26 protein-coding genes and 1 other RNA gene are annotated in these 26,217 nt (G+C 64.8%); 16 read left to right on the top strand and 11 right to left on the bottom strand.

From position 1 onward, the window contains the following. The first annotated feature begins 9 nt into the window (after positions 1 to 9). Positions 10 to 402 (top strand): hypothetical protein, encoded by a 393-nt coding sequence (locus tag ACTIFK_RS00690; RefSeq protein ID WP_439541113.1) that lies wholly within the window; start codon positions 10 to 12, stop codon positions 400 to 402. Between the two features lie 3 nt (positions 403 to 405). Here ACTIFK_RS00690 and ACTIFK_RS00685 read toward each other — a convergent pair whose 3' ends face one another. Together ACTIFK_RS00685 and ACTIFK_RS00680 are read right to left on the bottom strand one after the other, a co-directional pair. After that, positions 406 to 1,200 (bottom strand): thymidylate synthase, encoded by a 795-nt coding sequence (locus ACTIFK_RS00685; protein WP_439541540.1) that lies wholly within the window; start codon positions 1,198 to 1,200, stop codon positions 406 to 408. Between the two features lie 61 nt (positions 1,201 to 1,261). After that, positions 1,262 to 2,023, bottom strand: a complete 762-nt coding sequence (locus tag ACTIFK_RS00680) for a lysostaphin resistance A-like protein (protein ID WP_439541112.1) — start codon at positions 2,021 to 2,023, stop codon at positions 1,262 to 1,264. Positions 2,024 to 2,117: 94 nt separating this feature from the next. Between ACTIFK_RS00680 and ssrA the strand changes: the two genes are divergently transcribed. The 3 genes from ssrA (at position 2,118) to ACTIFK_RS00665 (ending at position 3,644) form a co-directional block, all read left to right on the top strand. Continuing rightward, positions 2,118 to 2,500: a transfer-messenger RNA gene (ssrA, locus tag ACTIFK_RS00675) on the top strand. 52 nt (positions 2,501 to 2,552) lie between these two features. Continuing rightward, the gene (locus ACTIFK_RS00670) at positions 2,553 to 3,239 is read left to right on the top strand and encodes an SspB family protein (protein WP_439541111.1); all 687 of its coding nucleotides are present in this window, start codon (positions 2,553 to 2,555) and stop codon (positions 3,237 to 3,239) included. A gap of 111 nt (positions 3,240 to 3,350) precedes the next feature. Next, entirely contained in the window at positions 3,351 to 3,644 is a 294-nt protein-coding gene (locus ACTIFK_RS00665; protein ID WP_439541110.1) for a hypothetical protein, read from the top strand. 45 nt (positions 3,645 to 3,689) lie between these two features. On the opposite strand, the gene ACTIFK_RS00660 is transcribed toward ACTIFK_RS00665, so the two are convergent. Further along, positions 3,690 to 4,055 carry a hypothetical protein gene (locus tag ACTIFK_RS00660; RefSeq protein ID WP_439541109.1) on the bottom strand — a complete coding sequence of 122 codons (366 nt, stop codon included), beginning with the start codon at positions 4,053 to 4,055 and terminating at the stop codon, positions 3,690 to 3,692. Positions 4,056 to 4,312: 257 nt separating this feature from the next. Here ACTIFK_RS00660 and ACTIFK_RS00655 point away from each other — a divergent pair, with 257 nt between their 5' ends. Continuing rightward, entirely contained in the window at positions 4,313 to 4,621 is a 309-nt protein-coding gene (locus ACTIFK_RS00655) for a hypothetical protein (protein WP_439541108.1), read from the top strand. Positions 4,622 to 4,716: 95 nt separating this feature from the next. Here the strand turns inward: ACTIFK_RS00655 and ACTIFK_RS00650 are convergent, their stop codons facing one another. Beyond that, entirely contained in the window at positions 4,717 to 6,318 is a 1,602-nt protein-coding gene (locus ACTIFK_RS00650) for an EAL domain-containing protein (protein ID WP_439541107.1), read from the bottom strand. Positions 6,319 to 6,517: 199 nt separating this feature from the next. Here ACTIFK_RS00650 and fumC point away from each other — a divergent pair, with 199 nt between their 5' ends. Genes fumC through ACTIFK_RS00635 form a run of 3 tightly spaced genes read left to right on the top strand, consistent with a single transcriptional unit; the run spans position 6,518 to position 8,452 of the window. Next, positions 6,518 to 7,933, top strand: coding sequence for a class II fumarate hydratase (gene fumC / locus ACTIFK_RS00645; protein WP_439541106.1), 1,416 nt, complete (start codon positions 6,518 to 6,520; stop codon positions 7,931 to 7,933). A gap of 28 nt (positions 7,934 to 7,961) precedes the next feature. Further along, positions 7,962 to 8,207: a DUF4169 family protein gene (locus ACTIFK_RS00640; protein WP_439541105.1), complete on the top strand. Its 246-nt coding sequence runs from the start codon at positions 7,962 to 7,964 to the stop codon at positions 8,205 to 8,207. Further along, entirely contained in the window at positions 8,204 to 8,452 is a 249-nt protein-coding gene (locus tag ACTIFK_RS00635; protein ID WP_439541104.1) for a ribbon-helix-helix domain-containing protein, read from the top strand. The genes ACTIFK_RS00640 and ACTIFK_RS00635 overlap by 4 nt, the downstream gene beginning before the upstream one ends. A gap of 47 nt (positions 8,453 to 8,499) precedes the next feature. Here the strand turns inward: ACTIFK_RS00635 and ACTIFK_RS00630 are convergent, their stop codons facing one another. Continuing rightward, on the bottom strand, positions 8,500 to 12,609 hold the full coding sequence (locus tag ACTIFK_RS00630) for an AsmA family protein (RefSeq protein WP_439541103.1): 4,110 nt from the start codon (positions 12,607 to 12,609) through the stop codon (positions 8,500 to 8,502). A gap of 520 nt (positions 12,610 to 13,129) precedes the next feature. On the opposite strand from ACTIFK_RS00630, the gene ACTIFK_RS00625 reads away from it, so the two are divergent. After that, the gene (locus tag ACTIFK_RS00625; RefSeq protein ID WP_439541539.1) at positions 13,130 to 15,592 is read left to right on the top strand and encodes a UvrD-helicase domain-containing protein; all 2,463 of its coding nucleotides are present in this window, start codon (positions 13,130 to 13,132) and stop codon (positions 15,590 to 15,592) included. A gap of 24 nt (positions 15,593 to 15,616) precedes the next feature. On the opposite strand, the gene ACTIFK_RS00620 is transcribed toward ACTIFK_RS00625, so the two are convergent. Together ACTIFK_RS00620 and ACTIFK_RS00615 are read right to left on the bottom strand one after the other, a co-directional pair. Next, positions 15,617 to 15,832: a hypothetical protein gene (locus tag ACTIFK_RS00620; protein WP_439541102.1), complete on the bottom strand. Its 216-nt coding sequence runs from the start codon at positions 15,830 to 15,832 to the stop codon at positions 15,617 to 15,619. A 102-nt stretch (positions 15,833 to 15,934) separates the two neighbouring features. After that, positions 15,935 to 16,813 carry a protein-L-isoaspartate(D-aspartate) O-methyltransferase gene (locus tag ACTIFK_RS00615; RefSeq protein WP_439541101.1) on the bottom strand — a complete coding sequence of 293 codons (879 nt, stop codon included), beginning with the start codon at positions 16,811 to 16,813 and terminating at the stop codon, positions 15,935 to 15,937. Positions 16,814 to 17,010: 197 nt separating this feature from the next. Here ACTIFK_RS00615 and ACTIFK_RS00610 point away from each other — a divergent pair, with 197 nt between their 5' ends. The 5 genes from ACTIFK_RS00610 to ACTIFK_RS00590 all read left to right on the top strand — a co-directional run bounded on the left by ACTIFK_RS00610 (position 17,011) and on the right by ACTIFK_RS00590 (position 20,852). Beyond that, positions 17,011 to 17,562, top strand: coding sequence for a bactofilin family protein (locus tag ACTIFK_RS00610; RefSeq protein ID WP_439541100.1), 552 nt, complete (start codon positions 17,011 to 17,013; stop codon positions 17,560 to 17,562). 176 nt (positions 17,563 to 17,738) lie between these two features. Further along, positions 17,739 to 18,605 carry a 23S rRNA (adenine(2030)-N(6))-methyltransferase RlmJ gene (locus ACTIFK_RS00605; RefSeq protein WP_439541099.1) on the top strand — a complete coding sequence of 289 codons (867 nt, stop codon included), beginning with the start codon at positions 17,739 to 17,741 and terminating at the stop codon, positions 18,603 to 18,605. Between the two features lie 326 nt (positions 18,606 to 18,931). Further along, positions 18,932 to 19,147 carry a cold-shock protein gene (locus ACTIFK_RS00600; protein WP_439541098.1) on the top strand — a complete coding sequence of 72 codons (216 nt, stop codon included), beginning with the start codon at positions 18,932 to 18,934 and terminating at the stop codon, positions 19,145 to 19,147. Between the two features lie 171 nt (positions 19,148 to 19,318). Beyond that, the gene (locus tag ACTIFK_RS00595) at positions 19,319 to 19,645 is read left to right on the top strand and encodes a hypothetical protein (RefSeq protein WP_439541097.1); all 327 of its coding nucleotides are present in this window, start codon (positions 19,319 to 19,321) and stop codon (positions 19,643 to 19,645) included. A gap of 295 nt (positions 19,646 to 19,940) precedes the next feature. Next, positions 19,941 to 20,852 carry a hypothetical protein gene (locus ACTIFK_RS00590; protein ID WP_439541096.1) on the top strand — a complete coding sequence of 304 codons (912 nt, stop codon included), beginning with the start codon at positions 19,941 to 19,943 and terminating at the stop codon, positions 20,850 to 20,852. 121 nt (positions 20,853 to 20,973) lie between these two features. On the opposite strand, the gene ACTIFK_RS00585 is transcribed toward ACTIFK_RS00590, so the two are convergent. From ACTIFK_RS00585 to ACTIFK_RS00570, 4 genes are all read right to left on the bottom strand, one after another. Continuing rightward, on the bottom strand, positions 20,974 to 21,771 hold the full coding sequence (locus ACTIFK_RS00585) for an ABC transporter permease (RefSeq protein WP_439541095.1): 798 nt from the start codon (positions 21,769 to 21,771) through the stop codon (positions 20,974 to 20,976). Then, the gene (locus tag ACTIFK_RS00580; protein WP_439541094.1) at positions 21,768 to 22,391 is read right to left on the bottom strand and encodes an ABC transporter ATP-binding protein; all 624 of its coding nucleotides are present in this window, start codon (positions 22,389 to 22,391) and stop codon (positions 21,768 to 21,770) included. Before ACTIFK_RS00580 ends, ACTIFK_RS00585 begins: the two co-directional genes overlap by 4 nt. Positions 22,392 to 22,492: 101 nt before the next feature. Further along, on the bottom strand, positions 22,493 to 22,951 hold the full coding sequence (locus ACTIFK_RS00575; protein ID WP_439541093.1) for a response regulator: 459 nt from the start codon (positions 22,949 to 22,951) through the stop codon (positions 22,493 to 22,495). Positions 22,952 to 23,180: 229 nt separating this feature from the next. Then, positions 23,181 to 23,819, bottom strand: coding sequence for a histidine phosphotransferase family protein (locus ACTIFK_RS00570; RefSeq protein ID WP_439541092.1), 639 nt, complete (start codon positions 23,817 to 23,819; stop codon positions 23,181 to 23,183). 258 nt (positions 23,820 to 24,077) lie between these two features. Between ACTIFK_RS00570 and cysQ the strand changes: the two genes are divergently transcribed. Both cysQ and ACTIFK_RS00560 read left to right on the top strand, forming a co-directional pair. Beyond that, complete coding sequence (gene cysQ / locus ACTIFK_RS00565; RefSeq protein ID WP_439541091.1) at positions 24,078 to 24,920, top strand: 3'(2'),5'-bisphosphate nucleotidase CysQ; 843 nt, start codon at positions 24,078 to 24,080, stop codon at positions 24,918 to 24,920. 178 nt (positions 24,921 to 25,098) lie between these two features. Continuing rightward, positions 25,099 to 26,151 (top strand): EipA family protein, encoded by a 1,053-nt coding sequence (locus ACTIFK_RS00560; protein WP_439541090.1) that lies wholly within the window; start codon positions 25,099 to 25,101, stop codon positions 26,149 to 26,151. Positions 26,152 to 26,217: the final 66 nt, after the last annotated feature.

The raw sequence follows: 26,217 nt of genomic DNA, 5'->3' as shown, positions 1-26,217 counted from the left end.
TAGCCCCAGATGCACGAATTCAAACTCTGCCTCTTTGCCGGAACGGCCTTACTGGCTTCTGCCTGTGCAAAATCTCCTGAAAGCATTGCCCCTGCCTACGTCAGCGAAGTCAATTATCAGCATTGGAGCTGTGGCCAGCTAGGGGAAGAGAGCGGACGTCTAAGTCAAGCGCTCGCTCAAGCGTCAACTCAACAAGAGAATGCGCGAACGAACGATACGGTGGGTATTATCTTGATCGGACTTCCCGTTTCGAGCTTGTCCGGAGACAACATTGCGCCAGAAATCGCACGGTTGAAGGGAGAGACCGAAGCGGTCCGTAAAGTTTCGATCGGCAAAGGATGCGCTGGCGCAGGCTTCAGCAACACAGCGGCATCGAACATCATCACCTCCAGCACACGCTAGGCTTTACACAGCCACCGGCGCGGCGATGTGGGGATGGGGGTCGTAGTTTTCGAGCACGAAGTCCTCATAGCGGAACGCGAAGATGGACCGCACGTCCGGATTGATCGTCATGCGCGGCAGCGGGCGCGGCGCGCGCGACAGCTGCAGGTCCGCCTGATCGAGGTGGTTGGTGTAGAGGTGAGCGTCGCCGAACGTATGCACGAAATCCCCCGGCTTGAGCCCCGTCACCTGCGCCATCATCATCGTCAGCAGCGCATAGCTCGCGATGTTGAACGGGACGCCGAGAAAGATGTCCGCCGACCTTTGGTAGAGCTGGCACGAGAGCTTGCCGTCCGCCACGTAGAACTGGAACAGGCAATGGCAGGGCGCCAGCGCCATGTCCGGAATATCCGCCGGGTTCCAAGCCGAGACGATGATGCGCCGACTGTCGGGATTGGTCTCGAGCGTGCGCACGACGTCGCTGATCTGATCGATCGTTCGCCCGTCCGGCGTCGCCCAACTGCGCCACTGCTTGCCGTAAACGGGCCCGAGGCTGCCGTCGGGGCGTGCCCACTCGTCCCAGATGCGTACGCCGTTGGCTTTGAGATAGCCGACGTTCGTGTCGCCGGCGAGAAACCAGATCAGCTCGTGAATGATCGATTTCACATGCAGCTTCTTGGTCGTGACGAGCGGAAAGCCTTCCGCCAGATCGAAGCGCATCTGATGGCCGAATACGGACAGCGTGCCGGTCCCCGTCCTGTCGGACTTGGCGACGCCTTCGGTGCGCACGCGGCGCAAAAGGTCGAGATATTGCTGCATCCCTGACATCTAGCGCGATTCCGCGGCGAGATCACCGTGGCACCCACAGTGACATCCCCTGTCACGGCGCGAATAGCGAAATGACGGTCAGTGAAAACGCGTTGATGACGCCGTGGGCGACAACCACGGCGCGCATTGAGGCCGTTCGCTGCATGATCCAGGAAAGCCCCATTCCGGCCAGGAACACGCTGGCGAGGCCGGGCCACGTATAGCCCCAATGGAGGAACGTCCACAGGAGCGACGAAATCGTGGCCGCCGGCCAGAACCCGAGCCGCGTCTGTGCGAGCGCCGACAGCAGAAAGCCCCGGAAGGTGATTTCTTCCCACAACGGGGCGAGCACGACGGCCACGATCACCACGCCCCACCACAGCGGCGATCTGAGCCCTTCCAGCAGCCATCCACTGTCGCTGAACAGCCCGAGCCCCGCGAGGCGATAGAACAGGATCTCCAACGGAAGAATGAGCACGACCAGCAGCACGCCGAGCCCGGCCGCCTGCAGCCACCCGGTTTGCGGCGGGGCAAGCTGGAGCGTGGACGCTCTTGCTCCCCTCCAGCCGGCCGCGACCCAGGTGATGCCGAGCGAGAGGATCTGCCCGAGCATCATCTGCGCCATCATGAAGGGTGAGGAGAGCGGCGGCAGCCCATCCGGCGACGTCGGTCGAGGTGGCGAAGAAAGCCCGGCGCTCTCGGCGATCGGGCCCAGCACCCAAAGCACGAGCGGCGCGAAACTCGCAAGCATGGCCACCAGCAGCGCGGCCCCGGCATGCCAGGGCGAGGCCGGCCGATAGGCGGGGCCGGGAGCGGGTTCGGTCGTCGCGGTCATGCGTGCTGTTCCCTGCTGCGGACGGGATCGTCATGGGACGGGCAAACGCCTGAGAAGCGTGCGACGGCCGGGGCTTGAGACGCCGTGGTCGCAGGCACTTTCAATTCAAATGCTCCCAGCCTATATTTGCGGTGCCGGATTCGTCCGGCTATGGCGATAAATGGACGTCGTAATAAGCCGTTCGGACCCGGGGGCAGTACCCGGCGCCTCCACCAATAGCTCACTCCGGCAACATCTGGCATGTGCTGCAGTGAGTTCTTGATGGGGGCGAACTAGGATCGACGAGGGTGTAAAGGGCGCGCTTTTGCTCGGCATGATACCGCCGTCATCGGGTCATTCAGAATAGTTGCCAATGACAACTATGCTGAGGCTGCTCTCGCTGCGTAATGCGGCGCGATAAGCCTGAAGACTAAAGTCCTCGCTCCTAGCCGAGCAAGGCGCGGTTGGGGGAGCACCGGGCAACAGAAGCTCCCCACTCATTCTGCGTCGCTGGGGGCATTGAGGCGCGATCGGGACGAAGCGGCACGGCATGACGGTTGAGTCTACGATCGACTACGAGGGATTGGCGCAGGAAGCGATGCGCGGTGTCGTGCGCCAGGTTCTGGTCCGCACGGCCAAATCCGGCTTGGCTGGCGATCATCATTTCTACATCTCCTTCGATACGGAGGCTCCTGGCGCATCGCTCTCGAAGCGGCTCAAGGAGAAGTACCCGCGCGAGATGACGATCGTGCTTCAGCACCGCTTCTGGGATCTCCTCGTGAGCGAGGACCGCTTCGAGGTGAAGCTGACGTTCGACGGCATCCCTGAGCGCCTTGTCGTTCCGTTCGAGGCCATCAAGGTCTTTTTCGATCCGTCGGTGCGGTTCGGACTGCAGTTCGAGGATCCCAACGCCGCCGGCGAATCCGGTGCCACGGGTGGTTCCATTGAAAGCCTGACCCCGCGCGCAGGCGCGACCCGTCCAGCCCGCAAAGCCTCGCGCGGCGCCAAGAAACTCCAGAGCGTCGACAAGCGCGACGACGCGTCGGCTGACATCGGCGCCAGCACCGGCGGCGACGTACCCTCGAAGCCGGTTGCCGACCCGGTCGCCGCGAACGCGCCGAGCCAACGCTCGTCGTCGGGCGAAGACGGCCCCGGCGAGAGTTCGAACGACGCCAATGCGCCGGCAAAACCCGGTGGCGCCGAAATCGTCAGCCTGGATAAATTCCGCAAGAAGTAGCCGCTGCTCGTCTGCGCGCGGATTACGGGCCCGTTGGCGTGCGCCAATCGGTTGCCCGTTGCGCGCGAAACGCAAATGCCTCAAGCTGTCCGCAGACGGACGGAGGCGCCAGTGAAAATTCTGAAGAACATCGGCATCGCGCTGTTTGTGGTGATCACTGCACTCTACGCGCTCGATACTTTTTTGCCGAAGCAGCCCACCGAACGCGTCGTCCAGACCCTGACGTTCAGTGGCAAAACCGTCCATCTTGTTTTGAGGGGCGAAGGACCGATCAACTACAAGACCGAAACGGCCGACGGCACGTTGATCGTCAATGGTCAGAAGCTCGATCTCTCGGACGGCAGTGAGTTCACGATCGCGTTCATGCCGGACGGCAAGTTCGGATTGAGAAAGGGCGGACCGTAACGGCCCGCCCTTGGTCTGTACGTCAAGCTTACAGTGCGATCTGACTTAGCGACGCCCCAGCGGATGCTGGAAGCGTTCGCGTGCCCAGCGGCGATTGTGGTGGCGACCGCCGTCATAGTAGCGGGCGCGATATCCGCGACGGGGGTAGTAGTCGTTACCGCCGTAATAGCTGTTATACCCGTAATTGCGGTAGCCGCCGTATCCGTAACCGCCGTATCCGTAGTCGCGATAGCCGTAGCCGGGTCCGATGTAGATGCCGAAACCGCGGCCAACCTTCACGACGTCCGAAGACTGAGCCGGAGCATTCGCTTGCGCGAGCGGAGCGGCTTGCGCCGGTGCGCCCGCGATGAGCGCGGCGAAACCTATAGCGGCCGCTACAGCAGCGCCGCCGATACGTCTACGTGTGAACATTTTGGGGGATCTCCTTATGCGCCCGCGGGATAACCAGCCGCTGCGGGCAATCGTGCTTGGAGGAACAATGCGCGCTCGCGTTTATGGTTCCGAAACACGGATGTCGCAGATGAACGGCTGTTCAGTTAGATGAACCGTAAGTGACTGAAAAAATTTCGAAAAATAGCAACGGAAGCGCGCGGCGGCTTGCGTTCTTCTCTGTGCAAGCCCGAGAGAGCCGCATCAGCGGCGGGCAGAAAAACAGAGTGGAGAGACCCATGAACACGAAGATCAAAACCGTCCTCTTGACCGCGGCCGCCGCACTAGCGATGACCGCCGGTGTCGCGAACGCTGCTCCGAACAAGTACCACAACAACGGCTGGGGCAAGCCGGGCCCGTCCAAGGTCTACAAGAAGAACGGCATCAGCGGTGCCGAGCGAGCAGCCATCGCGCGCAGCGCGGCCAATGTCGCTTCGCTGAAGCGCCGCATCATGCGCGACGGCCGCGTGTCGACGTTCGAGCGCATCCAGCTCCGCAACGCCGAGCGTCGTCACGCCTCTCTCGTTCAGCGGTTCTACCGCTCGTAGAACGGCGTCGGGAACGTGATTGAAACAATGGAGAGGGCCGCCCGTTGCGGCCCTCGACCATGTCGAGGAGACGAATTGGACGGTGCGGCCCGCGATTACGCGGCTTTCTTCTCGGGAGCGGCGGCCGCGGCGGCCGTATCGCGAGCGAGGAACTCGACGAGGCCGTCGATCGAAAGCGGCCGCGAGATCAAATAGCCTTGCGCGTAGGTCACGCGGTTCGTGCCGGTCAGGAGGTCGAGGCGTTCCTGCGTTTCAACCCCTTCGACGACGATCTCGCATCCCGAGGACGCGATCATGTCGATAGCGTGCACGAGCATCCGCGCCATCATGCTTTCGCTGGGCGCCATTGCGAACGACCTGTCGAGCTTGACGCCGTGCACGGCCAGGGACGCGATCCTGTGGATGTTGGAATATCCGTTGCCGAAGTCGTCGACGTAAGTCCGGATGCCCATGCGGGTGAGCTCTTCGATCTCAATCTGCGCCTGATCGAGCTTGAGCGCGTCGCCCTCGGTGATCTCGAGCGCGAGTGGGAACCGGTCGCGATCGTCGTCGAACGCGCTGAAGACGTAGCACAACTTTTTACTGTCGAGATCGCGCGGGAAAATATTGAAATTCACCTGGAGCCGCGTGTCGGCGCCGAGCGCGCTAGACAACTCGCTGTAAGCGCGATCCGCGATCATTTTCGTGAATTCGAGCGTCATGCCGGATTGCGCGACAATGTCGATGAACGAATCCGGATAAACGACCGACCCGTCGAGATCGCGCCAGCGGGCCAGCACTTCGCAGCCGGAGATCCGGCCGGTCCGCACGTCCAGGATGGGCTGGTAGGCGCACACGATGGAGCCGCTGTCGAGATTGCGCAGGAATCGGGATTCGAACGACCAGTACTCGTCGAGCCGCCGGCACAGGTAGGTCGCAGGCGCGATGGCATGGAAGCCGATCAGCCCGATGACCAGCAGGATCAATCCGGGTATCTCCGCCAGGCGGTCCGGGAGGTGCGAAACCATCGCGACGCAATAGGGATGGTTTGCGCTGCAGGCGACCCTGCGGATATCGGCAATCGATCCCTGATCTCCGACCGACGCGCGATAGAGGCCGCGCTGGCCGTCGAGGTGATGCACGGACGATGAGGAGGAGGAAATGACGAACTGATGCTTCGCGCCCTCCATCGCGCCGGAAGCCAACAGCTGCGTCGGTATGACAATCGCGAACGGCTCTTGGAAAACGATGTGTCCGTACATGTCCGGCCGGCCGATGGCGTCGAGGCGCTTATCGATCCACATGGACATGTCGCCATTGGAGATTCCAGCGACATCGGGCGGCCCGAGCCATGCGGGCGTATCGGCCCGCTCTCGCGCCCCTGTCGAGCAGGTCACCCGGCCGCCGGGCGCATAGATGAATTCGTTGAGGCCGTCGGGCAGGAACGCGACCCGCTGCAACTCGCGCATGAAGGACGGCGAGCAGGGCTCCGCGGTCACCGTTTTTTTCAATTCGCCGAAGGCGGACGTGACGTTCGCGTGCAGCTTTTCCAGGCCGCTGAGGCGGAGTTGCGCCTCGGTATACAGCGCACTCTTGAGGTGCGCGCGCCAGATCACCGCGCTCACCGCGATGAGAACGAGCGTAATGGCGAGCCAGATCGCGCCTCCGGCGAGGCGGCGGTAACGTGCGCGCAGGAAAATATTAACGAACGAAGCCATGTTACTCAGAAAAGGGCAGGAATACGCGGTCGAAACGGCACCAACGGTCAGCATGCCCCACTGTTGTTAAAATTTTGCGGTCAACCGGCCGCTACGGGCCGAAAAATGGGCATTTGGTCGCAAAACCATCAGCCTTGGTCCGCGCTCCTGCATCGTGGTATGGCAACGCCCGACCGCGTTCTCACACCGGAAGCCTGCCATGACCGCCAGACAGACCCCGCCGAAGACCTCCGCCCGCATCGAAACCGACACATTCGGCGAGATCCAAGTCCCCTCGGACAAATATTGGGGCGCCCAGGCTCAGAGAAGCCTCGGCAACTTTAAGATCGGATGGGAGAAGCAACCCGCGCCGGTCGTGCGCGCGCTCGGGATCGTCAAGCGGGCCGCGGCCGAAGCGAACATGGCGCTGGGCAAGCTCGATGAAGCCATCGGCGACGCGGTCGTGAGAGCGGCGCAGGAGGTGATCGAGGGCAAGCTCGACGCGCATTTCCCGCTCGTCGTCTGGCAGACGGGCTCCGGCACGCAGTCGAACATGAATGCCAACGAGGTGATCTCGAACCGCGCCATCGAGATGCTCGGCGGCGTCATGGGCTCGAAGAAGCCCGTCCACCCGAACGATCACGTCAACATGGCGCAATCGTCGAACGACACCTACCCGACGGCCATGCACATTGCCTGCGCCGAGGAGATCCATCACCGCCTGCTGCCTGCGCTGCAGTATCTGCGCAATGCGCTGAACGACAAGTCTCACGCGTGGGCGCGCATCATCAAGATCGGCCGCACCCATACGCAGGACGCAACCCCGCTGACGCTCGGGCAGGAGTTCTCCGGCTACACCCAGCAGATCGAGAACGGCATCCAGCGCATCGAACTGACGCTGCCCGCCTTGATGCAGCTCGCCCAGGGCGGCACCGCGGTCGGCACCGGCCTCAACGCGCCAAAGGGCTTCGCCAAGTTGGTGGCTGAGCGCATTGCGTCCATCACGCGGTTGCCCTTCACGTCCGCCCCGAACAAGTTCGAAGCCTTGGCCGCCCACGACGCCATGGTGTTCTCGCACGGCGCTATCAACACGGTGGCGGCCTCCCTGTTCAAGATCGCGAACGACATCCGCTTCTTGGGCTCTGGCCCCCGTTCGGGTCTCGGCGAGCTGTCGCTGCCGGAGAACGAGCCGGGTTCGTCCATCATGCCGGGCAAGGTCAACCCCACCCAGTGTGAGGCGATGACCCAAGTCTGCATCCAGATCTTCGGCAACAACGCGGCGCTGACCTTCGCCGGCAGCCAGGGGCACTTTGAGCTCAACGTTTTCAATCCGGTGATGGCCTACAACTTCCTGCAGTCCGTACGCCTGATGGCGGACGCGGCCATGTCCTTCACCGACAACTGCGTCATCGGCATCGAGCCGCGCGAGGACAACATCAAGGCCGGCCTCGACCGCTCGCTGATGCTGGTGACAGCGCTGGCTCCGAAGATCGGCTACGACAACGCAGCCAAGATCGCCAAGACGGCGCACAAGAACGGCACCACGTTGCGTGAGGAAGCGGTCGGCGGCGGATATGTCACCGACCAGGAGTTCGACGACATCGTGCGTCCGGAAAAAATGATCGGTCCCGAGTAGGGCCGGCCCTTCCCGGGGACTGACCGTCATGACCGCCGAGATCGTGAACCTCCGCAAGGCCCGCAAGGCGCGCGATCGCGCGGCCAAGGACAAGCGCGCAGAGGAAAATCGCGTGAAGTTCGGCCGCACGAAGGCCGAGCGCAAGCAGGCCGAGGCGAGCAAGAACCTCTCGCTGCGACGCCTCGATGCGCACAAGCGGCCGGATGACACCGGCCCGGAATCAGCGGGTGACGAGGATGCGTCCGCGGACGATGGCCGGGAGCCGGGGTCATGACCCGCCCGGTCAAGCGATCGTTCTCCATCCGCGGCCACCGCACGTCGATCTCTCTCGAGCAGGCGTTCTGGGAGACGCTGAAGGAGGCCGCGGCGCGCGAGCAGATCTCGCTCGCGGGCCTCATCGCGCGCATCGACGAGGGACGCGGCGCGGCTGGTCTGTCCAGCGCCGTGCGCGTCTGGATCCTGGACTACGTGCGCGGCGCCGCAGCTGTCACAAGCTACGACGGCGGTAATCGCGACTGACGAAGCGGGCCGTCCTCAACGCGACAAGTCCTCAACGCGACATGTTCTCAAAACGGTTGCTGGAACGGGCGCCACGCGTCGTCTTCCGCACGCTTGCGGCGCGGGCGCTGCGAAGCGGGCGAGGGCGCTGCCGGCGGCGGCGAGGCGGCCTCCTGGTCCACCGCGGGCGGCCGTGCGTCCTGCGGCGGGCGGGCAAGAGTGTCGTCTGTGATAGCCGGCCCGTTCGGATCGGCACCTTGCAGCGCTGAGGGATCCGCGCCGGGCGCCGGTCCATTCGCAGGCGGCACGCCATTGTCCGGCGCAGGGGGCGGCGGCGCGGTCCGTTCCTGATCCGCTTCAAGCGCCTTGCGCCGTTCGGCGTCGATCCTTGCCTGCTCTTCGTCCTGGGCTTTGCGGCGCGCCGCATCCTCGCGGGCGTGCTGCTCGTCGAGTTTGCGCAGCCGTTCGAGTTCGCCGACATCGAGTTCCATCTTCCGCACGACGAGTTCGCGCTCGAGACTGCCCGCCGAGACGGAGGGAACGAGGTCCGAAAACTGGCTGAGCTTGCCCGTATAGACGACGGTGACCGGCGGCAGGAACGCGCGTTCCGCCGTTGTGGCGAGCGTCCCGTCGAGTTTCGGCTCGATCTGCCATTCGCTGTCGATCTTCATGGTCGCGAGTTCGACCGCGGTCGCAAATGTCGACCGGCCATCCTTCATCTCGATGCGCACCCGCTCGAGCTTGAGCGCGCCGTCGCCAATCTCGACCGGGATCGTGATCTTCCCGAGCTTGACCTCGCCCGTCTTGAGCGCTTCGCGTATCGCGTCCGAAAGCTGCGTGCCGCTGTTCGGCCCCTGGCCTGTCAGCGCCGCCCGGACGACCGTCGAGACGGCGGCCGGAGAATTGCCCGTCAGCGTCGCATCGCCGATCGTGATCTCGCCCTTGCCCGTGAGGGTCGATATGACGGCCGCTGGGCTGAGCGCCCGGCCGGAGAACGACACGCCAAAGGCGGCGGCGTCACCCGGCGGCAGAACGTCGTCGGCGCCTGCGCTGGGTTCGAGCGGCTTGCTGTCGATATCGATCCTGAGCGCCCCCGAAACCTCGACGCCCGCGGCCGCCTTGGCGATATCGAGATGAGACAGCATCCGCCCGCCGACCGCGTCGCCGGTGAGTTTGGTCACGCTGAGCGTTCCGGGTGCGATGTTCGCCAAAAGGCGGGCGTTGCGGATCGTAAGCCCGGGCTCGATTTCGAGCGCGCCGATCTTGAGCTCGACGGCGCCCGTGAGCCCGTCGAGCGGCGACAGGTCGAACGTCTGCTCCGGCCATACGACGGCCGGCGGCACGCCTTGCGCGTCCGCCTGTTGGCGAGCGTTGCCGCGAGCGGGCACGGGCTGCGGCGCGGGTGCAATGCCGTTCAGGATGTCCTGGTCCGTGGACTTGCCGAGCACCGGCCACAGCAACGAGGCGAACGTGGTCTTGTTCGTGGTGATCTTCGCGTCGATGGTCTGCTGTCCGCCGTTCTTGCCGGCCAGCGACACTTCGCCGGATATGATGCCGCTGCCGATCGTCAGCGTGTCGCTGGTCAGCCGGAGCTTGCCCGCGTCACTCAGAATGTGGATCGTGCCGTTCAGCGCCCCAGCCGTCATCCTGTCCGGGCTGGCGAGCCCGGTCAGCGCCAGCACGGTGCGTGCATCCGCGGCGGCAACTTGCAGATAGCCGTCAGCGCCGGACTGGCCGGGCGCGGGCAGGCGCAGCTTGCCCCGATAGCCGAGCGACAGACCCTCGCCGGTCGCATCGATGAGGGTCAGCAATCCGTCCGCGGGCACGCCGGCCGCCTTGACGATCGCCCGTCCGGCCACCGTTGTTGGGGCAGGCTGGGCAGTTGGTGCAGCCTCCGTTGCGATTGGCTTGGTGCCGAGCAGCGTCGCGATCACGCGCGCGATGTCCTGGCTTTCGAGCGACATCTGCGCGTCGAGCGGCGAGGTCCGCCACCGGTTCCGGTCTCCATCGAGACGCACGGAGGCCGACAGCCTGCCGCCGCCGAGCGTTCCATCGAGCGAAAGCGTGCTGCCGTCGGTCGGCGCTCCCGCGAGCCGCAGCGTGCCCGCGATGCGGAACGGCGCGAGGCTCGCCACGCGGTCGAGGTCGGCGGCCACGGCCGGGTCGACATCGAGCAGCGTCAGGAACGCGCGCGCCGCCTCCGGGTTGGGCGCGGACACGAGTCCGCGAATGGCGCCCTTCGGATGAGCCGGCACGTCGCGGGCCTCGCCGTCGGCTTCGACCGTGAGACCCTGAGGCGTTGCGAATTTGAGGCGGGGGATCGAAAGCGATCCGCGCTCGAGCCGGATGTTGGCGTCGAAATCGGTCAGCACCCGGCTGCCGTCGACAAGCTCGGCGACCTTGAGGTCGAGCGAAAGATCGGCAGTCTTGGGATCGAGCAGGTTGTAGAAAGCATTGGTGGTGGCAGGGGTGCCCTCGGCCGGCGCCTCGGTGCCGAGCACGAGGCCGCGCAGCACGTTAAGGCCGATCAGTCCCGGGCCGATCTGCGCGACATCGATGCGCGGCCCTTCGATGGCCATGACGAGCTTCTTCTGGTCACTGAGATCGATTTTGAGCTCGCCCGCGAGCGGCGTATCGGCGAACTCGAACGCGGCATTCGTCAGCGCCAGCGTTCCGTCCCCGAGCGCAAACTGGCCGTCGAGCGAGAACGCGCCATCGTTGCGCTCTTCGGCGAGCTTGGGGTTGGCGAATCCCCACGCGAGAAAGCGCAGCAGGCTTTTTCCCGAAATAAAGAGCGAACCGTCGAGGCGAGGCACCTTGGCCGAGGGCGTGAGAATGCCGTCGAGTTCGAGGCGCACGCCGCCGGGCAGGTCGGCACGCACGCCCTTCAGCTCCAGCGGCCCACCGGCGCGCGAAGCCGCCAGCCGCACATTGCTGATGGGCTCGCCGCCGAGCGTCAGTTGATCGAATTCGAGCCGCGCGTTGGTGTCGGCCTCTTGCGGCAGCGCCGCCGCAAGCGCTTCGAAGTAACCGCGTCCGGCTTCGAGCGGCACCTTCGCCTCGCCCGGAGGCGCGATCTGGTCGAGGTCGAGCCAGCGCGACGCGAGCGAGAGATCGACGCGCATACGGTTCGCCCAGTCGAACATCGCTTCGCCCGTGATGAGCTGCGGCGTCGCGCCCGCTTCGAGTGAAACGGCGATGTCCTTGAGTGCGACCCCTGTCGTCGAACCCGTCAACTTGGCCTTGAGGTCGAAGCTGCGCGAGCCTTTTGCCGCCGGGGCAGGCGCTACTTCCTTGGTCGCGGCCGGCGCAGTGGCAGTTGGAGCTGTAGGCGGAGATCCCGGTGCCGTAGGAGCGCCAACCGCGGGCTCCACCTCGACCACCGGATCCGTCGCGGTGACGGGCGCCGGCTTCGGCCCGTACCCCAATGCGAATTTCGCCGTCAGGTCGCCGTCCAGCGTCGGCTTTTCCTTGATGTCGCTCAGGCGCCCGTCGAACACGTAGCTGTTGGAGGTCTCGGGCACGTCGATGGCGGTCTTGAAACGAAGCACGCCATCGGCGTCGACCTTCGAGGTTGCCAGCTTGACGTGCCTGAGCGTGCCGCCCCAACTCGCGCTGCCCCGGAATTTGAAAGGACCTTCGAGCGCTTCGGCCATCAGTTCGCCGTTGATGTCGTCGAGCCGCGCCAGCTCGTTGCGCTGCGGGCCGCTGACGATCACCGCGCCGTCGTGAATCTGCACCGATTGCAGCGCCACTTCCTTCGGCGCGAACCGGAAGGCGCCGGGCGAGAACGCCAGCGTCCGCCAGTTGCCGCTGCCCTGCTCGTTGGTGGACAGGCTGACGACGGGCCGGCCGAGCTCGACGCGATGGGCTTCCAGAACGCCGCGCAGCAGCGGCGGCACCGACAGCCACATCGTGAAGCTCTCCACCCGGATGATGGAGTTGCCGCCGTCCGTGCCGAGATCGGCAATGCGCAGCTTCTCGAAACTGACGAAAGGCGCCGGCAGCAGGCGCACGTTCACGCCGCCGCCCACGCGCACCTCGCGCCCGAGAACGCGCGACGCCTCTTCTTCGAAGACGCCGCGATAGCTGTTCCAGTCGACAAAGCGGGGGACGGCGAAGAGAATCGCCAACGCCGTGATCAGAATGCCGCCGAGATAGAGAAGGGCGTTGTTCATCCGCGTCTTGTCTGCTCAAAATCCATTGGAAGTGCGGCCGGGAATTCGTGGCAGCCACATAGCGCCGCCGACCAGATGCGCCGCCAACCAGCACGCCACGGCGCGGCGGGACCGCGCAACTGGCTTGCTTGCCCCCGGCGCGGTCGGCAACAGACCGCTCTGGCAACACCGCGTGCAAACGGCGACGCCCCACCGCGTCACCATAGCCCAACAGTAGCCACAAGTGTGACCCCCAATTGGGGCAATTTCCTGTGGGCAGCCGGAGGTTAGGTAGCCAACGCAGCAAGCCGTCCTATATTTTTGTCATGTGGGCATATTTGCCCGCCCGGTTGCCGCCCCTAGCCACGTGCTATAGATCGACCCAATGTCGCATGACGATAAACAGGCCGCCCACCGTGCCGCAGATGCAGAGCGCGCCGCGGAGGCGGCAGCAGAAGCAGAGCGTGCCGCGGAGGCGGCAGCGGATGCGGAGCACGCCGCCCGGCACGGGGACGGCGGCTTTCCGCCGTTCGACCTGCCGATGGCGCCGAACGCGGCTGCCGCGCGTGGGCCGTCATCCTCCGCCCAACAATCTTTCGCCCAACACGGGCCCGACGCCCAGCCCGAACGCCGTTCGATTTCCGAGCGCGCGCGGGCCAGCGCCATGCCGCCCTATCTCAACGGCCTCAATCCCGAGCAGCGCGCCGCGGTCGAAGCCCTCGATGGCCCCGTGCTGGTGCTTGCCGGCGCGGGCACCGGCAAGACGCGGGTTCTGACCACCCGCATTGCGCACATTCTGGCGACCGGCCGCGCCTACGGCAGCCAGATCCTGGCCGTCACGTTCACGAACAAGGCCGCGCGCGAGATGAAGACGCGCATCGGCACGCTGGTCGGTGGCGCCGTCGAGGCCATGCCGTGGCTCGGCACGTTCCACTCCATCGGCGTCAAGATCCTGCGCCGGCACGCCGAGCTGGTGGACCTGAAGTCCGGCTTCACCATTCTCGACACCGACGATCAGCTTCGCCTGATCAAGCAGGTGATCGAGGCTGAGGGCCTGGACAAGGACCGCTGGCCGGCGCGCCAGCTCGCGGGCCTCATCGACAGCTGGAAGAACCGCGGGCTGACGCCAAGCAAGGTTCCGGCCGGCGAAAGCTTTGCGTTTGCGGCGGGCAAAGGCGCGCATCTTTACGCCGCCTACCAGAAGCGCCTCAAGGAGCTGAACGCGGCGGACTTCGGCGATCTCCTGCTCGAAACGCTGCGGCTGTTCCTGGAGCACCCGGACATCCTGGCCGACTACCATCGCCGCTTCCGCTACATCCTCGTTGACGAGTATCAGGACACCAACGTTGTCCAGTACCTGTGGCTGCGCCTGCTCGCCCAAGGCTCGCCGAACGTCTGCTGCGTCGGCGACGATGATCAGTCGATCTACGGCTGGCGCGGCGCCGAGGTGGACAACATCCTGCGCTTCGAAAACGATTTTCCCGGCGCCAAGATCGTGCGCCTGGAGCGGAACTACCGCTCGACGGGCCACATCCTGTCCGCGGCCTCGGGCCTCATCGCCGCCAACAAGGGCCGCCTCGGCAAGACGCTCTTCACCGATGGCGAACGCGGCGACAAAGTCACCGTCATGGGCGTGTGGGACGACGAGGAAGAAGCCCGCGCGATCGTCCGCGTCATTGAAGAGCAGCGGTCGGCCGGCCAGCGCCTGAACGACATCGCGATTCTCGTCCGCGCCTCGTTCCAGATGCGCGCCTTTGAAGACCGCTTCGTCACGACCGGATTACCCTACCGCGTCATTGGCGGCCCCCGCTTCTATGAACGCGCCGAGGTGAAGGACGCGCTGGCCTATCTCGAAGTGACGCACAATCCGTCGAACGACCTCAAGTTCGAACGCATCGTCAACGTCCCGAAGCGCGGTCTGGGCGACACCAGCGTCGAGCGCATTCATGCCCTGGCCCGTGACCGCGGCGTGCCGCTGTACCGCGCCGCGCGCGAGATCATCGAAACCGAGGAACTAGGCGGCAAGGCGCGCAAATCCCTGTCCGATCTCGTGCACGCGTTCGAGCGCTGGCGCGGCCTCATCGACGGCATGAAGCACACCGAACTCGCCGAACTGATCCTCGACGAAAGCGGCTACACGGCGCACTGGCAGAACGACAAGAGCCCGCAGGCCCAGTCGCGGCTGGAAAACCTGAAGGAGCTTGTGCGCTTCATGCACCAGTTCGAGACGCTGGAGAGCTTCCTCGAGCACGTCAGCCTCGTCATGGACACCGAGCAGGGCGACGACGGCGACCGCGTCAGCCTCATGACTCTGCATGCCGCCAAGGGCCTCGAGTTCAACACGGTCTTTCTCCCCGGTTGGGAGGAGGGACTTTTTCCCCATCAGCGCTCGCTCGACGAGAGTGGCGAAAAGGGCCTGGAGGAGGAGCGGCGTCTCGCCTACGTCGGCCTCACGCGGGCCCGCAAACTGGCCAAGGTCTCGTTCGCTCAGAACCGGCGCACGCGGGGGCTCTATCAGTCGGCCATCCCCTCGCGGTTCGTGGACGACCTGCCGGAAGGGGATATCGAGGTCGTCGAAACCAAAAGCCCGTTCGGCGGCGCCTATCAGAACTTCGGCAATCCGTTCGAGCAGGGCGGCGTCGGCCGCAACCCCTACGGAAAGAGCCGCTTCGAAGACACCGCGCCGCGTTTCGGATCGAGCTACGACACGCCCGGCTGGCAGCGCGCCAAATCGCAGGAAGAGGCGAAATCCGCCAACTGGTCCCGCGATGCGGACCGCCAGCGCCAGGCGAGCCTCAAACCCATGCGCCCCCCGATCACCATCGAGGGCGAGTTGATCGCGTCGTCGGCGGCGAAGGGTGCGGGCTACACGGTCGGCAATCGCGTTCGCCACCAGAAGTTCGGTCCCGGCACCGTCACCGAGATCGACGGCAACAAGCTCACCATCGAGTTTGACCACGCCGGCCGCAAGCGGGTCGTCGACAGCTTCGTCGCGCGCATCTAACCCGCTCCGTCGCCGCCTGAAAGCTCACATCGGCGTCACTTTCGTGACGAAATGACAGGGCCGGTACTTCCGCGTGTCGATCCTGACGCGCGAACCGACGGGCATCGGCGGCTGCCCGCGCGTATCGAGAAACAGCACGAGCCCGCTGTCCGTAATGACCTCGGCTGTGCTCGTTGCCCACAGGCGCACTGTTCCGCTGAAGGTGTGTAGCTCAGGTTCGAACCGGTCCAGGTCGTCCATTCCCGTCATCTCCATCGGATCAGTTCAGCGGACAAGGAATTTGAAGCTCGGGGCCGCGCCGCGCAAGCCTCCATTGGTCACCCCTCATGTGTCCTGTGCGCGCTAATTGCGATCGTGCGTTAGCGGAACAAAGCACACGGGAATGATTTCGCTAAAGACCGTCGATTGATCGCTCTGCTTTTCGACAACAATGAGTTTCTGTGCGTTTTCTCCAACCGGCATGACGAGGCGCCCGCCGGCGCGGAGCTGGTGCACGAGGGCGTCCGGCACCCTGGCCGGGGCAGCGGCGACGAGAATAGCGTCGAATGGAGCGTCCTCCGGCCAGCCGCGATGTCCGTCGCCGACGCGTGGCGTCACGTTCGCCAGCCCGAGCTCTGCGAACGTGCGGGCCGCCCGCGCTGCCAGCGGCTCGACGATCTCCATCGTGAAAACATGCCGCGCGAGCCGTGCGAGGATCGCCGTCTGATAGCCGCAGCCGGTGCCGATTTCGAGAACGCGGGCATCGGGCGTGAGCTGCAGCAGCTCGGTCATGAGCGCAACGATGAACGGTTGCGAGATGGTCTGGCCGTGACCGATCGGAACGGGACGGTTGAGATACGCGTGCTCACGTTCGCGCTCCGGCACGAACAGGTGACGGGGCACGGCGCCTAGGGCCTCGCGCACGCGCCGCGACAGCGAGCCGGCTTCAGGCGTGTGCATGTACTTTGCGAAGCAGAAATCGATTTCGCGCAGCATCGCGTCCCGCGCAACTGAAGTCGCGTCCCGCGCAACTGAAGTCGCGTCCCGCGCAACTGAAGTCGCGTCCCGCGCAACTGAAGTCGCGTCCCGCGCGTCTGAGGTCGCGTCCCGCGCCGTTGTCGTCGCCTCCGGCGCAAGCGACGTTCCGTCCGGGTTCTGGACGAATGGCTCCGCCACAGGCGCGCGCGCCTTCCCGGCGGCCGACGTCCGCTTCACAACCCGCTTCGTTTGCTTGGCGCCCATGCGCATCACTCCCCGCGATGGCAGCACTGCAATAGAGATGAGGGGCATCGCGCCGGGCTGCAACTGCCTCCAGCACATTTGCCGGCGCTCATCCGTCTAGATCAACTCGGCGCGAGCAGAAGCACGGACATGTTTTCGACCAACTCCCACCGCATGGAAGTCGTGTGCGGATTATGGTTAGCGTCAGGGAGATGAGTATGGTTTTCAATCGCAAGCCCGAGCCCGTTCCAGTTGAAGCCCCCGCACCGCAGCTGCGCCGCGTCGATCGCACCATCGGCGTCGAGAAGCAGCATCTGCACGCCGTGGCCTCCGCCGGAACTGCCCCGCAGTCCGTCATCGGCAACGATCTGTCCATCGAGGGACAGACGATCACGATCCGCTGCAAGGGCTCGCTCAAAGTGCTCGGCAACATCCAGGCGGATCTGCACAGCCGCCAGCTCGAGGTCGGCAAGGAAGCCGTCATAAACGGCGCCATCGCCGCCGAGACGGTCGATGTGTTCGGCCGCGTATCGGGCGCCATCATGGGGGCCCACGTCGTGCTCCACGCCGGTTCCGAGGTTGATGGCGACATCCACAGCCATTTGCTGTCGATTGAGCAGGGTGCGGTGTTCGATGGCCGTTCGCGCCGCGTGCGCGATCCGGCGGAAATCGCCCCGCAGCTCGAACGTCCAGGGGAAACCACGGGCCAATCCTCGGCCGGTCCACAGCCTTACGCCACCCAGACTTATCAGCCGCCGCTCGCCGGCTGAGGCAATCGCGCGCGCGAGCATTTTCCGACGAAGTGGACGCCGGTTCGTCGTCAGAAAATGCGACAATCAGAAAAGCACCTGTCTGCTCGCGCTCGGCCGCGAATATGTTACCAAACGCCGGGGGATGGCGCGGCTTTCATGGCCGTGGCGTCCCCCGGATCGTTTGGGGCACGGACATGAACTATCGACACATCTATCACGCCGGCAATTTCGCCGACGTCCTGAAGCACGCCGTGCTCGCGCTCGTCATCGAGCATTTGAAAATCAAGCCGCAGCCGTTCCGCGTCATCGACACGCACGCCGGTGTCGGCCTCTATGATCTGACGAGCGTCGAAGCGCAGAAAACCGGCGAGTGGCGCGACGGCATCGGCCGCATTCTGGCAAGCCCGCCACCCGCTCAAGTGGCTGAAATCCTGGCTCCCTATCTTGGCGCACTGCGGGACCGGAACGACGACGACACGGGCGAAACACCCGCCAGCTACCCCGGCAGCCCGCTGCTCGCGCGCCGTCTCATGCGCCGCGGAGATCGTCTCGTCGCGAACGAAGCCCACCCGGACGATGCCGAAGCGCTTGCCGCGCTGTTCGCCAAGGATCCCGCCGCCAAGGTCATGGCGATCGACGGCTGGGCCGCGCTGAAGGCGCTGCTGCCACCCAAGGAACGCCGCGGCGTCGTGCTGATCGATCCTCCCTTCGAGGAGCCGGGCGAATTCCGCCGCCTGCTGGAAGGTCTCGCGAACGCGCACCGCCGCTTTGCAACGGGCACCGTCATCATCTGGTATCCCGTCAAGGACACCCGCGCCGTGCGCGCCTTTCAACGCGACGCGGCCGCGCTGGGCTTGCCGAAGCTGCTCTCCGTGGAACTCTACGTTCGCCCGCCCCATCTCGAAGGTGAGTTGTCGGGCACAGGTTTGCTCATTTTAAATCCTCCTTACACGCTCGAGGAAAAGCTGGCGCGTCTACTTCCGTATTTCGTGCAGACGCTCGCGCGCGCAAAAGGGGCCGAGAGCCGCCTCACGTGGCTCACGGGCGAGCGCGTGGCCTGACATTCGCGTGAGGCCTTTGGATTACACGCGCACCTCGCGCCGCGAGGGTTGCGCCCTCGGCATCTTTTCGGAATAATTCGACCTCCTGGCAGTGCTCTCGCTTGCATTCAAGTGAAGCATCTAAACCAAGAACTCTGTGCGGATGATCGTTCGCGCAGGAAGGCCGAGGTTCGAGTGGACGCCATTCGAGTGAACACAAGTGTGCGCACGATCGCACTCTCGAAAGTTTCGATCTCCCATCGAAGGTGAAGCCGGGTCGTCCGGCTGAAGCATCGCTCGCGCTTCCGCCGGTCTTCAAGAACCGTCGCGGGCTGTGGAGACGTGAGATGCGCCAGGTTGGAACCGTCAAATTCTACAACGATCAAAAAGGCTACGGCTTCATCAAGCCGGACAGCGGAGGCAATGATGTATTCGTGCATGTGACCGCCATCGAGAGGTCCGGCATGGGCGGACTGGCGGAAGGCACGCGCATTTCCTTCGATACGGAGCCTGACAAGCACGGCAAGGGACCGAAGGCGGTGAACCTGCAGCAGGCCAATTGAGCTGCCCAATCGAGCTGCGTTGTGTCCGGGCAACGAAACGCCGGAAAATAATCGGTCCCGTGTGCTTTCCTGTGCATGACGGATGGGCAGCGCGCGGCAAGTGGGGCACAGTCCCCTACGGTTCTGCCCACACGCACGAACTGCTGCGTTCATTCTTTAGGGAGAAGATCAATGCTCAAAGCTGTGCGTTCGACGATGGCGCTCGCAGCCGTCGCAGGTTTCGCATTCACCGCGACCATCGCAGAAGCCAAAGAGTGCGTCCGCAAAGGCGCCGTCGGTGAAGCTGGAAGCCAGCAGGATGCGAAGCTGCAGGTCGATGAAGCTCTTCTCCAGGCCGTCGATTGGGGCGCCTGGGCTGCGTGGATGGGCTCCGGCAACAAGGTCGGCGCGGCGGCAAACCTGCCGGGATACTCGTACGGCGCGCGCAGCTACAGCTGCAAGCAGGGCGGCTCGTGGGGCTGGACGTGCCGCGGTTCTGCCACAATCTGCAAGCTCTGAGCGCCAGCGTCGTCTGACGTGCGCCAGCTAGTCTGACGTGATGATGCCGCGCCACCACACCGGAGGCGCGGCATTTTTCATGGCTGCAATGAGAATTGACGCGATCGGCGGGGTTTTATGTGAAGATAGTGAAGGGCAATTTGCGCGGGGCCATGGTGGGGGCAACAACCTCGGGATTAATTCGGTCCGTTAGTAAAGCTGCGCATAATGTCGCCAAGCGCTCTAGGCATGCTCGCAGGACACGGCTATAGCAGCGTGAACATTAAATGAAATTCGGCCGTTACGGAGAAACTTGATGGGTTTCGTGTCCAGGTTCGCCCTCGCAACCGCACTGACGGGCGCTCTCGCTGTCGCTCATCCCGCCATGGCGGGCTGCAAGCGCATGGGCTTCACGGTCAATGACTATGGCAAGGATGGCCCGACGCGCGATGCGAAGGACCTGCTCGACAAGCATATCTCCACCTGGGCTGCGGAGCAGGGCATCGAGAAATTTACGGTCGGCAAGAAGGACGTCAATTGCGAGCTCTACCTGAACCTGATCGTTGTCGACGAGCACACCTGCACCGCCAATGCGACCGTGTGCTGGGGACCGGACATCAACAAGGTGCAGGAAGCCAAGACGAAGAAGCCGGCTGCCAAGAAGGAAGAGAACGCGTCCGCCGATAAGCCTTCCGAGGCGTCGAAGAAAGCGAAGCCCTCGGAGACCGCTTCGACCGGCTCTGCCGCGTCCGAGCAGAAGTCGGAGGACACCGCTGCCGCCCCGAGCGAGACGAAGCCGGAAGAGCAGAAGGCAGCCGAGACCAAGCCCGCTGAGACCCCGGCGGCAGTCGAGACCGGAACCATCCCCGTCACGCCCGCAGCCGCTGCTGCAACGGCGACGGCAGCAGGCGCATCGGCAGAGCCCGTGAAGGCTGAGCCCGAGGTGCCTGTCACTGCCGCCAACAATGCGTCGGTCGCCGCCGCGGAAGCCGCCGCCGCAGCAGCCGAACGCGCCGCCGCCGCCGCCGAGCGTGCAGCCCAGGCCGCCGAGCGCGCCGCCGCCGCACTTGCCGCGCACACCCCGCCGCCTGCATCATCGGCCACGTCGCCGGCCGCTGCGGCACCGACGGCGTCGGCCGACAGTGCACCCGCTGCGTCCACGACGACGCCTGATACCTCGTCTTCGGCGGCGACTGCTCCGGTCGCGCCAGTTACGCCGACGCCGTAGCGTCGGCCACAGCAAAGAGTTACGCCGAGGCCGTTGCGCTTCGGCATTGACAGCAACGACAAATACGCCCGTCCACGAAAGCTCCTGCGAGCGGACGTGGGCGGGCGTAGTGTTTTGTGGCCTAGAGCAACGACAACCGGTCGAGCCTGAGGCGATGGCGCTCGTCGGTCAGCAGCAGCACCGAACCGATGCCCGCGGCGACGACGGCGAGTCCGGTTGACCCGGCGATGAGCATCAGGATCATCACCTGATATTTGGCAGCCGAGACGGGATCGATCCCGGCCAGAATCTGTCCGGTCATCATGCCGGGCAGCGACACGACACCCGTGGCCGCCATCGCCGTAAGGATCGGCATCGAGCCGGTCGTCAGCGCGCGGCGCAAGTTCGGCCGCAACGCGTCGTAGCGGCTCGCGCCGAGCGCAAGCCGCGCCTCGATGGCGAGCCGGTCGCGCACGGCGGACGAACTCATGGTGTCGAGCACGAGGCTCGTCCCGGTCAAGGCGTTACCGAGCATCATGCCGAAGATCGGCAGGACGTAACGGGGCGCATACCAGGGATCCGGGCCGATGACGGCGACCATCGCGAAAATCGTCGCGATGAGACCGGCGGCAAATGGCGCGCCCGCGCCGAGCGCCATGGCCGCGATGCCGCCGACGCGCCGCTCCTGCCGCGCCACCACCTCGTAACCGGCGGCGGCCGCCATGAAGAGCGCGAACAGAACCGTCCAGACCGGCGAATTGAGCGCGAAGATCCATTTCAGCGCCAGTGCGACGACCGAGAGCTGCACGATCATGCGGACGGCCGAGATCGCGATCGTCCGCTCGAGGCCCAGGCGAAACCAGAGGGACACCGCGCCGTTGGCGACAAGCAGCAACGCCGCGATCACGAGATCGGTAAAGCCGAGATCGATATACGTCATGGCTGCACCCGCTTTCCACCCGTTGTCGATCGTTTGAGCGGCCCGAGCTGGAGCCGCGCGTGGGCGAGGCGTCCGACCAGCGCCGCGTCGTGGCTGGCGATCAGCACGCAGCGCCCGGCCAACAATTGGAAACGGATCAGTTCCTCGACGAGAGCGCTGGACGCGACATCCAGCGCGCCGGTCGGCTCGTCGAGCAGCAGCACCTTGGGCTCATCGAGCAGCGCGCGCACCAGTGCGATTCGCTGCCGCTCGCCGGTTGAAAGCAGGCTGACCGGGCGGTCGAGCACGTCCTGGTCGAGGCCGACGGCGGAAATGAGCCGTGCGATGCGGGCTTGGACCGCGTCCGCGGTTGGCAACGTTTCGCGGGGCGTATCCGCCCACCAGCCGGGCTCGGCGGCGACGTAGCGGGAGAATTTGCGCCAGGTCGTGGCCGGCACCTCTGCCCGTTCCGAACCGTCGATGAAGATGTGGCCTTCGACCGGGTCGAGGTCGGCGATCGCCCGCAGGATGCGCGTCTTGCCGGAGCCCGAAGGTCCCTCGACGGCCAGGCATTCCCCATCTGCGACGGCGAACGACAGCGGCGGAAGCTGTCCAATTCTGAGGTGCTCGACTCGCAGCAAAAGATGTCCTCACCGGCGTTCGCGGAAAGCGACGCTTTAGCAAGCGGCAAGGCTTGAGGCCAGCAATTGCGAGAAAAGCGTGGAGAGCGTCCGGACGGGCGCTACGGCCGCATCGCAGGCGCGGCGGGCATGTGCACGTCGCCAACAGCATACCCGGTTGCCGAGGACGTGGAGGCCGGGCCGCCGACCGTAACGGGGGTGAGCGCAGCGTTCCGCATCGTCTCCGTGAAGGAGGCGCGGTCGAACGGCTTCAGGAGATAGGTGTTCGCACCTGCCGCGAAGGATTTCCGGATGTCGGCCGGATCGTTCTCGGTGGTCATATAGATCACGAGCGGGCGATGCTGGATCCCGGAGAAGCGCAGCGTCGAAAGAAATTCGATGGTCGTCTGACCCGGCAAACGCCAGTCGAGCAGCACCGCCGAAATGGTCTGAGTACGGATCACGTGGAGCGCCTCTTCGGCGTTCCGGGCTTCCACCACCTCGCACGACAGCGATTCGAGGTAGTGCCGCGCGATCTTGCGGACGACCTCGGATTGATCGGCGATAAGACAGCGCTTCATCAGAGCCTCGAGCGCGCGTTCTTCCGGGACGGAAGGCTTCCGTCCGCGTCATGCGCGGACCGAGTCATTTGTGATGTAAAGGAGTTAACGACTGGTTGAGGAACCCGTTCGAATGCGGTCTTTGCCCGTGAACGGGGCTTACCGCCGGAGCCGCATCGTCCTTGAACGGATGCAATTTTTCCCGGTTTCTCCGGCATCCACGGCGAACGCGGGGTTCGGGCGGCAGAAGTTAACCGAGGGCGGAGAGCAGGATGTCCGGCCCGTCCTTGACGATCGAAAGCGTCATGCCCGCCGTCTGCGCCAGCCGCCACGTGTAGTAGCTCTGGATGGTCATCGCATCGAGCGGCGGCACGCCTTCGCCGGAAATGAACTCCCCGAGATGCATCGGCGGCCGTGCGCTCGTCCCCTGGCACCGCAGCACGAAGTTCGGGGCCTCGTTGGTGCCCGACATCATGACGGCGATCTCTCCGCCGCGCGGCAGCGCCGTGATGCCCACCGCGATCAGGTTCAGCAGCAACTTGACCTTGTCCTTGGACATGTGGCCGCCGAGCCCCTGCCAGACGAGCTTGTGCTTGCCGGTGCCGAGGAAGCCCCGCGAAATCTGTTCCGCCGTGCCGAGATCGATCAGCGAGCCCGCCGATCCCGCAGCGCCGAACGCGAAGCGTGCGAACTGAAGGCGGGCCGAGGCCTGCTCCGTCACGTTGCGGATGACGCTGAGCGCGTAGGCCTGGGCCTCTGCGTCGTCGTCCTCGCTCAGGATTTCGAGTCCATTGTAGATTGCCCCTACGGGGCCGATGACATCGTGGCAGATCTTGCTCGAAATCAGGGCTGCAAGCTCGAGATCGGTGGGATGAACGCGATCAGTCATAGAAAAACCCCCTGGCGATCGATCTGCATGTAGTCTCGTGTCGTGGTTCGGCCCTTCCGGGCTCAGCCGCGCGCATGATCGAGTGCGCGTCCGGGCTTGTGTGTTCTGATACACGGCGCCCGGTCGATCTGCAAAGCCCGATCCGGCAATGACGATTCGCACGGCGGACATTGAGCGACATATGAGTCTTGACGGACACGCAGGATTGCGGCGAGTGCTGGAAACGAGGCGCGAGACAACGAATCGGGGCGCTGTCCGATGAGGGCATTCGACTTCCCGTCACTGGCCGAAAAGCTCCTGCCCGCTGTGCTGGCGGCCGGGCAAGCGCAAATGCGATATTACCAGCGCGGTGTCACCGTTGAGACGAAGCCTGATTCGTCGCCCGTCACCGTCGCCGACCGCGAATCGGAGGCCTTGCTTCTGGATGGCCTTTGGGAAGCCGCCCGCGGCGTACCCGTCGTCGCCGAAGAGAGCATGTCGCTCGGCGCCGCTCCGGCGAAAAGCAGGTCCTTCTTTCTGGTCGATCCGCTGGACGGCACACGGGAATATGTGAATCGGGTCGGAGAATTCACGGTCAACATCGGCCTGGTGGTCGATCACGCGCCGGTGTTCGGCATGATCTACGCGCCGGCATTGGGAGATCTCTACGTCACGCTCGCCGAGGGCCGTGCCGTCGAGGCGCATGTTCCCCTCGATGAGCCCAATGCCACGCTCTCATCGCTGCCGCTCCGCGAACTCCGCACACGCGAGCCGAATGCTGAGGCGCTGACGGTGCTCGAAAGCCGGTCGCATCGCACGCCCGCGACCGAGGCATTCCTTGCCGGCTACACCATCGGTGAGGTCAAGCGCGCCGGGTCGTCGCTCAAGTTCTGCCGCATCGCGAGGGGGGACGCTGATTTCTATGTCCGTCTCGGCCCGACCCGCGAATGGGACACGGCCGCTGGCCAAGCCATCCTCGAAGCGGCGGGAGGAAGCGTGACGGATATGTCCGGCAACCGCCTGACGTACGGCAAGGCCGACGACGGCTACGGCAATCCCCACTTCGTGGCCTGGGGCCGCGATCCGATCGCCGCGCACGTCAAAGCAATTTCGGATCGCTGAAAGATCATTTGCCCGTGAGGCTTGCCGCGTCCGGCTGCCAGACCGTGCGCACCCCGCCGCCTACTCAGCCACACTTTGGTAACACTTTAAGGAAAGAATCCTCCTCGGGTTCGGTTTGTTTCACCGCGCAGCGCGCGCGTCTCCGCCTGTCTGCGAGATCCAAGGATTTCGAAAACCCATGACAACGTTTGCCCGCCAGCGCCGCTGGTCCGCACTTGCCGGATCGGCGCTGATATTGCTCGCGCCCGCAGCCCCCGCGATGGCCCAGGATGGCCCGTGGCGCGCCCCTGATTCGTACAACAATGGGTCGTATGACAACGGCGGCTATCGCCAAGGTGCGGCCCCGTCTGCGAACGACGCCTACGTCCCGCGCGGCGACACAGGCGCTCCGCGCCAAAACGAATACGCCGCTCCGCGCCAAAACGAATACGCCGCTCCGCGCCAAAACGAATACGCCGCTCCGCGCGACAACGGATATGCGGCCGCCCAACGCGACAACTATGGCACGGGGCAGAACGACGCCTATTCGCCCAACTCTGGCAGCGGTGGCTATGCCACCGAGCAGCGCCGGCCCGATCCATACGCCGCCGGCAGCGACGCCTATTCGCCGACCCGCGAACGTCAGAACGAAGCATATGGCAATTCCGGCCGGCAGACCGACCCGGGCGGGTATGGTGAGCCCTACGCGCCGCCGCCGGGAGAGGGCGCGCCCGCTTACAGCCAAGGCGGGCCGCCGCCGTCCGAAGACAGACACTATTCGCAGAACGAGATCATCCAGGCCGGCCACGGTTTCTTCGGCGCTATCAGCAAGGGCCTGGCGGAAGGCGTGGAATACGTTTTCAAGAGCCAGGGCCGCCCGAACGGGTACATCCTGGGCGAGGATGCAGGCGGCGCATTTGTTGTGGGTCTCCGCTATGGCGAGGGCCGGCTGTTCACGAAGGATGCCGGCGAGCACAAGGTGTTCTGGCAAGGCCCGACCGTCGGTTACGACGCCGGCGCCGAAGGCTCGAAAACCATGGTGCTTGTTTACAACCTTCGCGATCCCGCGGAAATTTATGAGAGATTCGGAGGCGTAGAGGGCTCCGCGTATCTCGTTGGCGGCGTCAGCGTCGTGTTCCAGAAATACAATGACGTCACGCTGGCAGTCATTCGCTCTGGCGTCGGCCTGCGCCTCGGCGCCAACGTCGGATATCTGAAGTATACCCGTGCGCCGACATGGAATCCTTTATAACAATCCGATGAACCCGCACCGGCGTATCGCACTTGCGCCGGGCATCGCGGGCGGCTTTAGTCGCAC

The sequence above is a fragment of the Hyphomicrobium sp. genome (assembly GCF_051860585.1).
Lineage (GTDB): Bacteria > Pseudomonadota > Alphaproteobacteria > Rhizobiales > Hyphomicrobiaceae > Hyphomicrobium_C.
The sequence above is the reverse complement of the archived record's forward strand: the minus strand, read 5'-3'. Positions and strand labels throughout refer to the sequence as shown.

Coding starts and splice junctions, on each gene's coding strand:
- ACTIFK_RS00690 (WP_439541113.1), top strand. CDS start 10: ATGCACGAATTCAAACTCTGCCTCTTTGCCGGAACGGCCTTACTGGCT.
- ACTIFK_RS00605 (WP_439541099.1), top strand. CDS start 17,739: ATGAACTATCGACACATCTATCACGCCGGCAATTTCGCCGACGTCCTG.
- ACTIFK_RS00655 (WP_439541108.1), top strand. CDS start 4,313: ATGAACACGAAGATCAAAACCGTCCTCTTGACCGCGGCCGCCGCACTA.
- ACTIFK_RS00630 (WP_439541103.1), bottom strand. CDS start 12,609: ATGAACAACGCCCTTCTCTATCTCGGCGGCATTCTGATCACGGCGTTG.
- ACTIFK_RS00575 (WP_439541093.1), bottom strand. CDS start 22,951: ATGAAGCGCTGTCTTATCGCCGATCAATCCGAGGTCGTCCGCAAGATC.
- ACTIFK_RS00610 (WP_439541100.1), top strand. CDS start 17,011: ATGGTTTTCAATCGCAAGCCCGAGCCCGTTCCAGTTGAAGCCCCCGCA.
- ACTIFK_RS00625 (WP_439541539.1), top strand. CDS start 13,130: ATGGCGCCGAACGCGGCTGCCGCGCGTGGGCCGTCATCCTCCGCCCAA.
- ACTIFK_RS00640 (WP_439541105.1), top strand. CDS start 7,962: ATGACCGCCGAGATCGTGAACCTCCGCAAGGCCCGCAAGGCGCGCGAT.
- fumC (WP_439541106.1), top strand. CDS start 6,518: ATGACCGCCAGACAGACCCCGCCGAAGACCTCCGCCCGCATCGAAACC.
- ACTIFK_RS00650 (WP_439541107.1), bottom strand. CDS start 6,318: ATGGCTTCGTTCGTTAATATTTTCCTGCGCGCACGTTACCGCCGCCTC.
- ACTIFK_RS00680 (WP_439541112.1), bottom strand. CDS start 2,023: ATGACCGCGACGACCGAACCCGCTCCCGGCCCCGCCTATCGGCCGGCC.
- ACTIFK_RS00570 (WP_439541092.1), bottom strand. CDS start 23,819: ATGACTGATCGCGTTCATCCCACCGATCTCGAGCTTGCAGCCCTGATT.
- ACTIFK_RS00600 (WP_439541098.1), top strand. CDS start 18,932: ATGCGCCAGGTTGGAACCGTCAAATTCTACAACGATCAAAAAGGCTAC.
- ACTIFK_RS00590 (WP_439541096.1), top strand. CDS start 19,941: ATGGGTTTCGTGTCCAGGTTCGCCCTCGCAACCGCACTGACGGGCGCT.
- ACTIFK_RS00685 (WP_439541540.1), bottom strand. CDS start 1,200: ATGCAGCAATATCTCGACCTTTTGCGCCGCGTGCGCACCGAAGGCGTC.
- ACTIFK_RS00635 (WP_439541104.1), top strand. CDS start 8,204: ATGACCCGCCCGGTCAAGCGATCGTTCTCCATCCGCGGCCACCGCACG.
- cysQ (WP_439541091.1), top strand. CDS start 24,078: ATGAGGGCATTCGACTTCCCGTCACTGGCCGAAAAGCTCCTGCCCGCT.
- ACTIFK_RS00585 (WP_439541095.1), bottom strand. CDS start 21,771: ATGACGTATATCGATCTCGGCTTTACCGATCTCGTGATCGCGGCGTTG.
- ACTIFK_RS00595 (WP_439541097.1), top strand. CDS start 19,319: ATGCTCAAAGCTGTGCGTTCGACGATGGCGCTCGCAGCCGTCGCAGGT.
- ACTIFK_RS00670 (WP_439541111.1), top strand. CDS start 2,553: ATGACGGTTGAGTCTACGATCGACTACGAGGGATTGGCGCAGGAAGCG.
- ACTIFK_RS00660 (WP_439541109.1), bottom strand. CDS start 4,055: ATGTTCACACGTAGACGTATCGGCGGCGCTGCTGTAGCGGCCGCTATA.
- ACTIFK_RS00615 (WP_439541101.1), bottom strand. CDS start 16,813: ATGGGCGCCAAGCAAACGAAGCGGGTTGTGAAGCGGACGTCGGCCGCC.
- ACTIFK_RS00620 (WP_439541102.1), bottom strand. CDS start 15,832: ATGGACGACCTGGACCGGTTCGAACCTGAGCTACACACCTTCAGCGGA.
- ACTIFK_RS00560 (WP_439541090.1), top strand. CDS start 25,099: ATGACAACGTTTGCCCGCCAGCGCCGCTGGTCCGCACTTGCCGGATCG.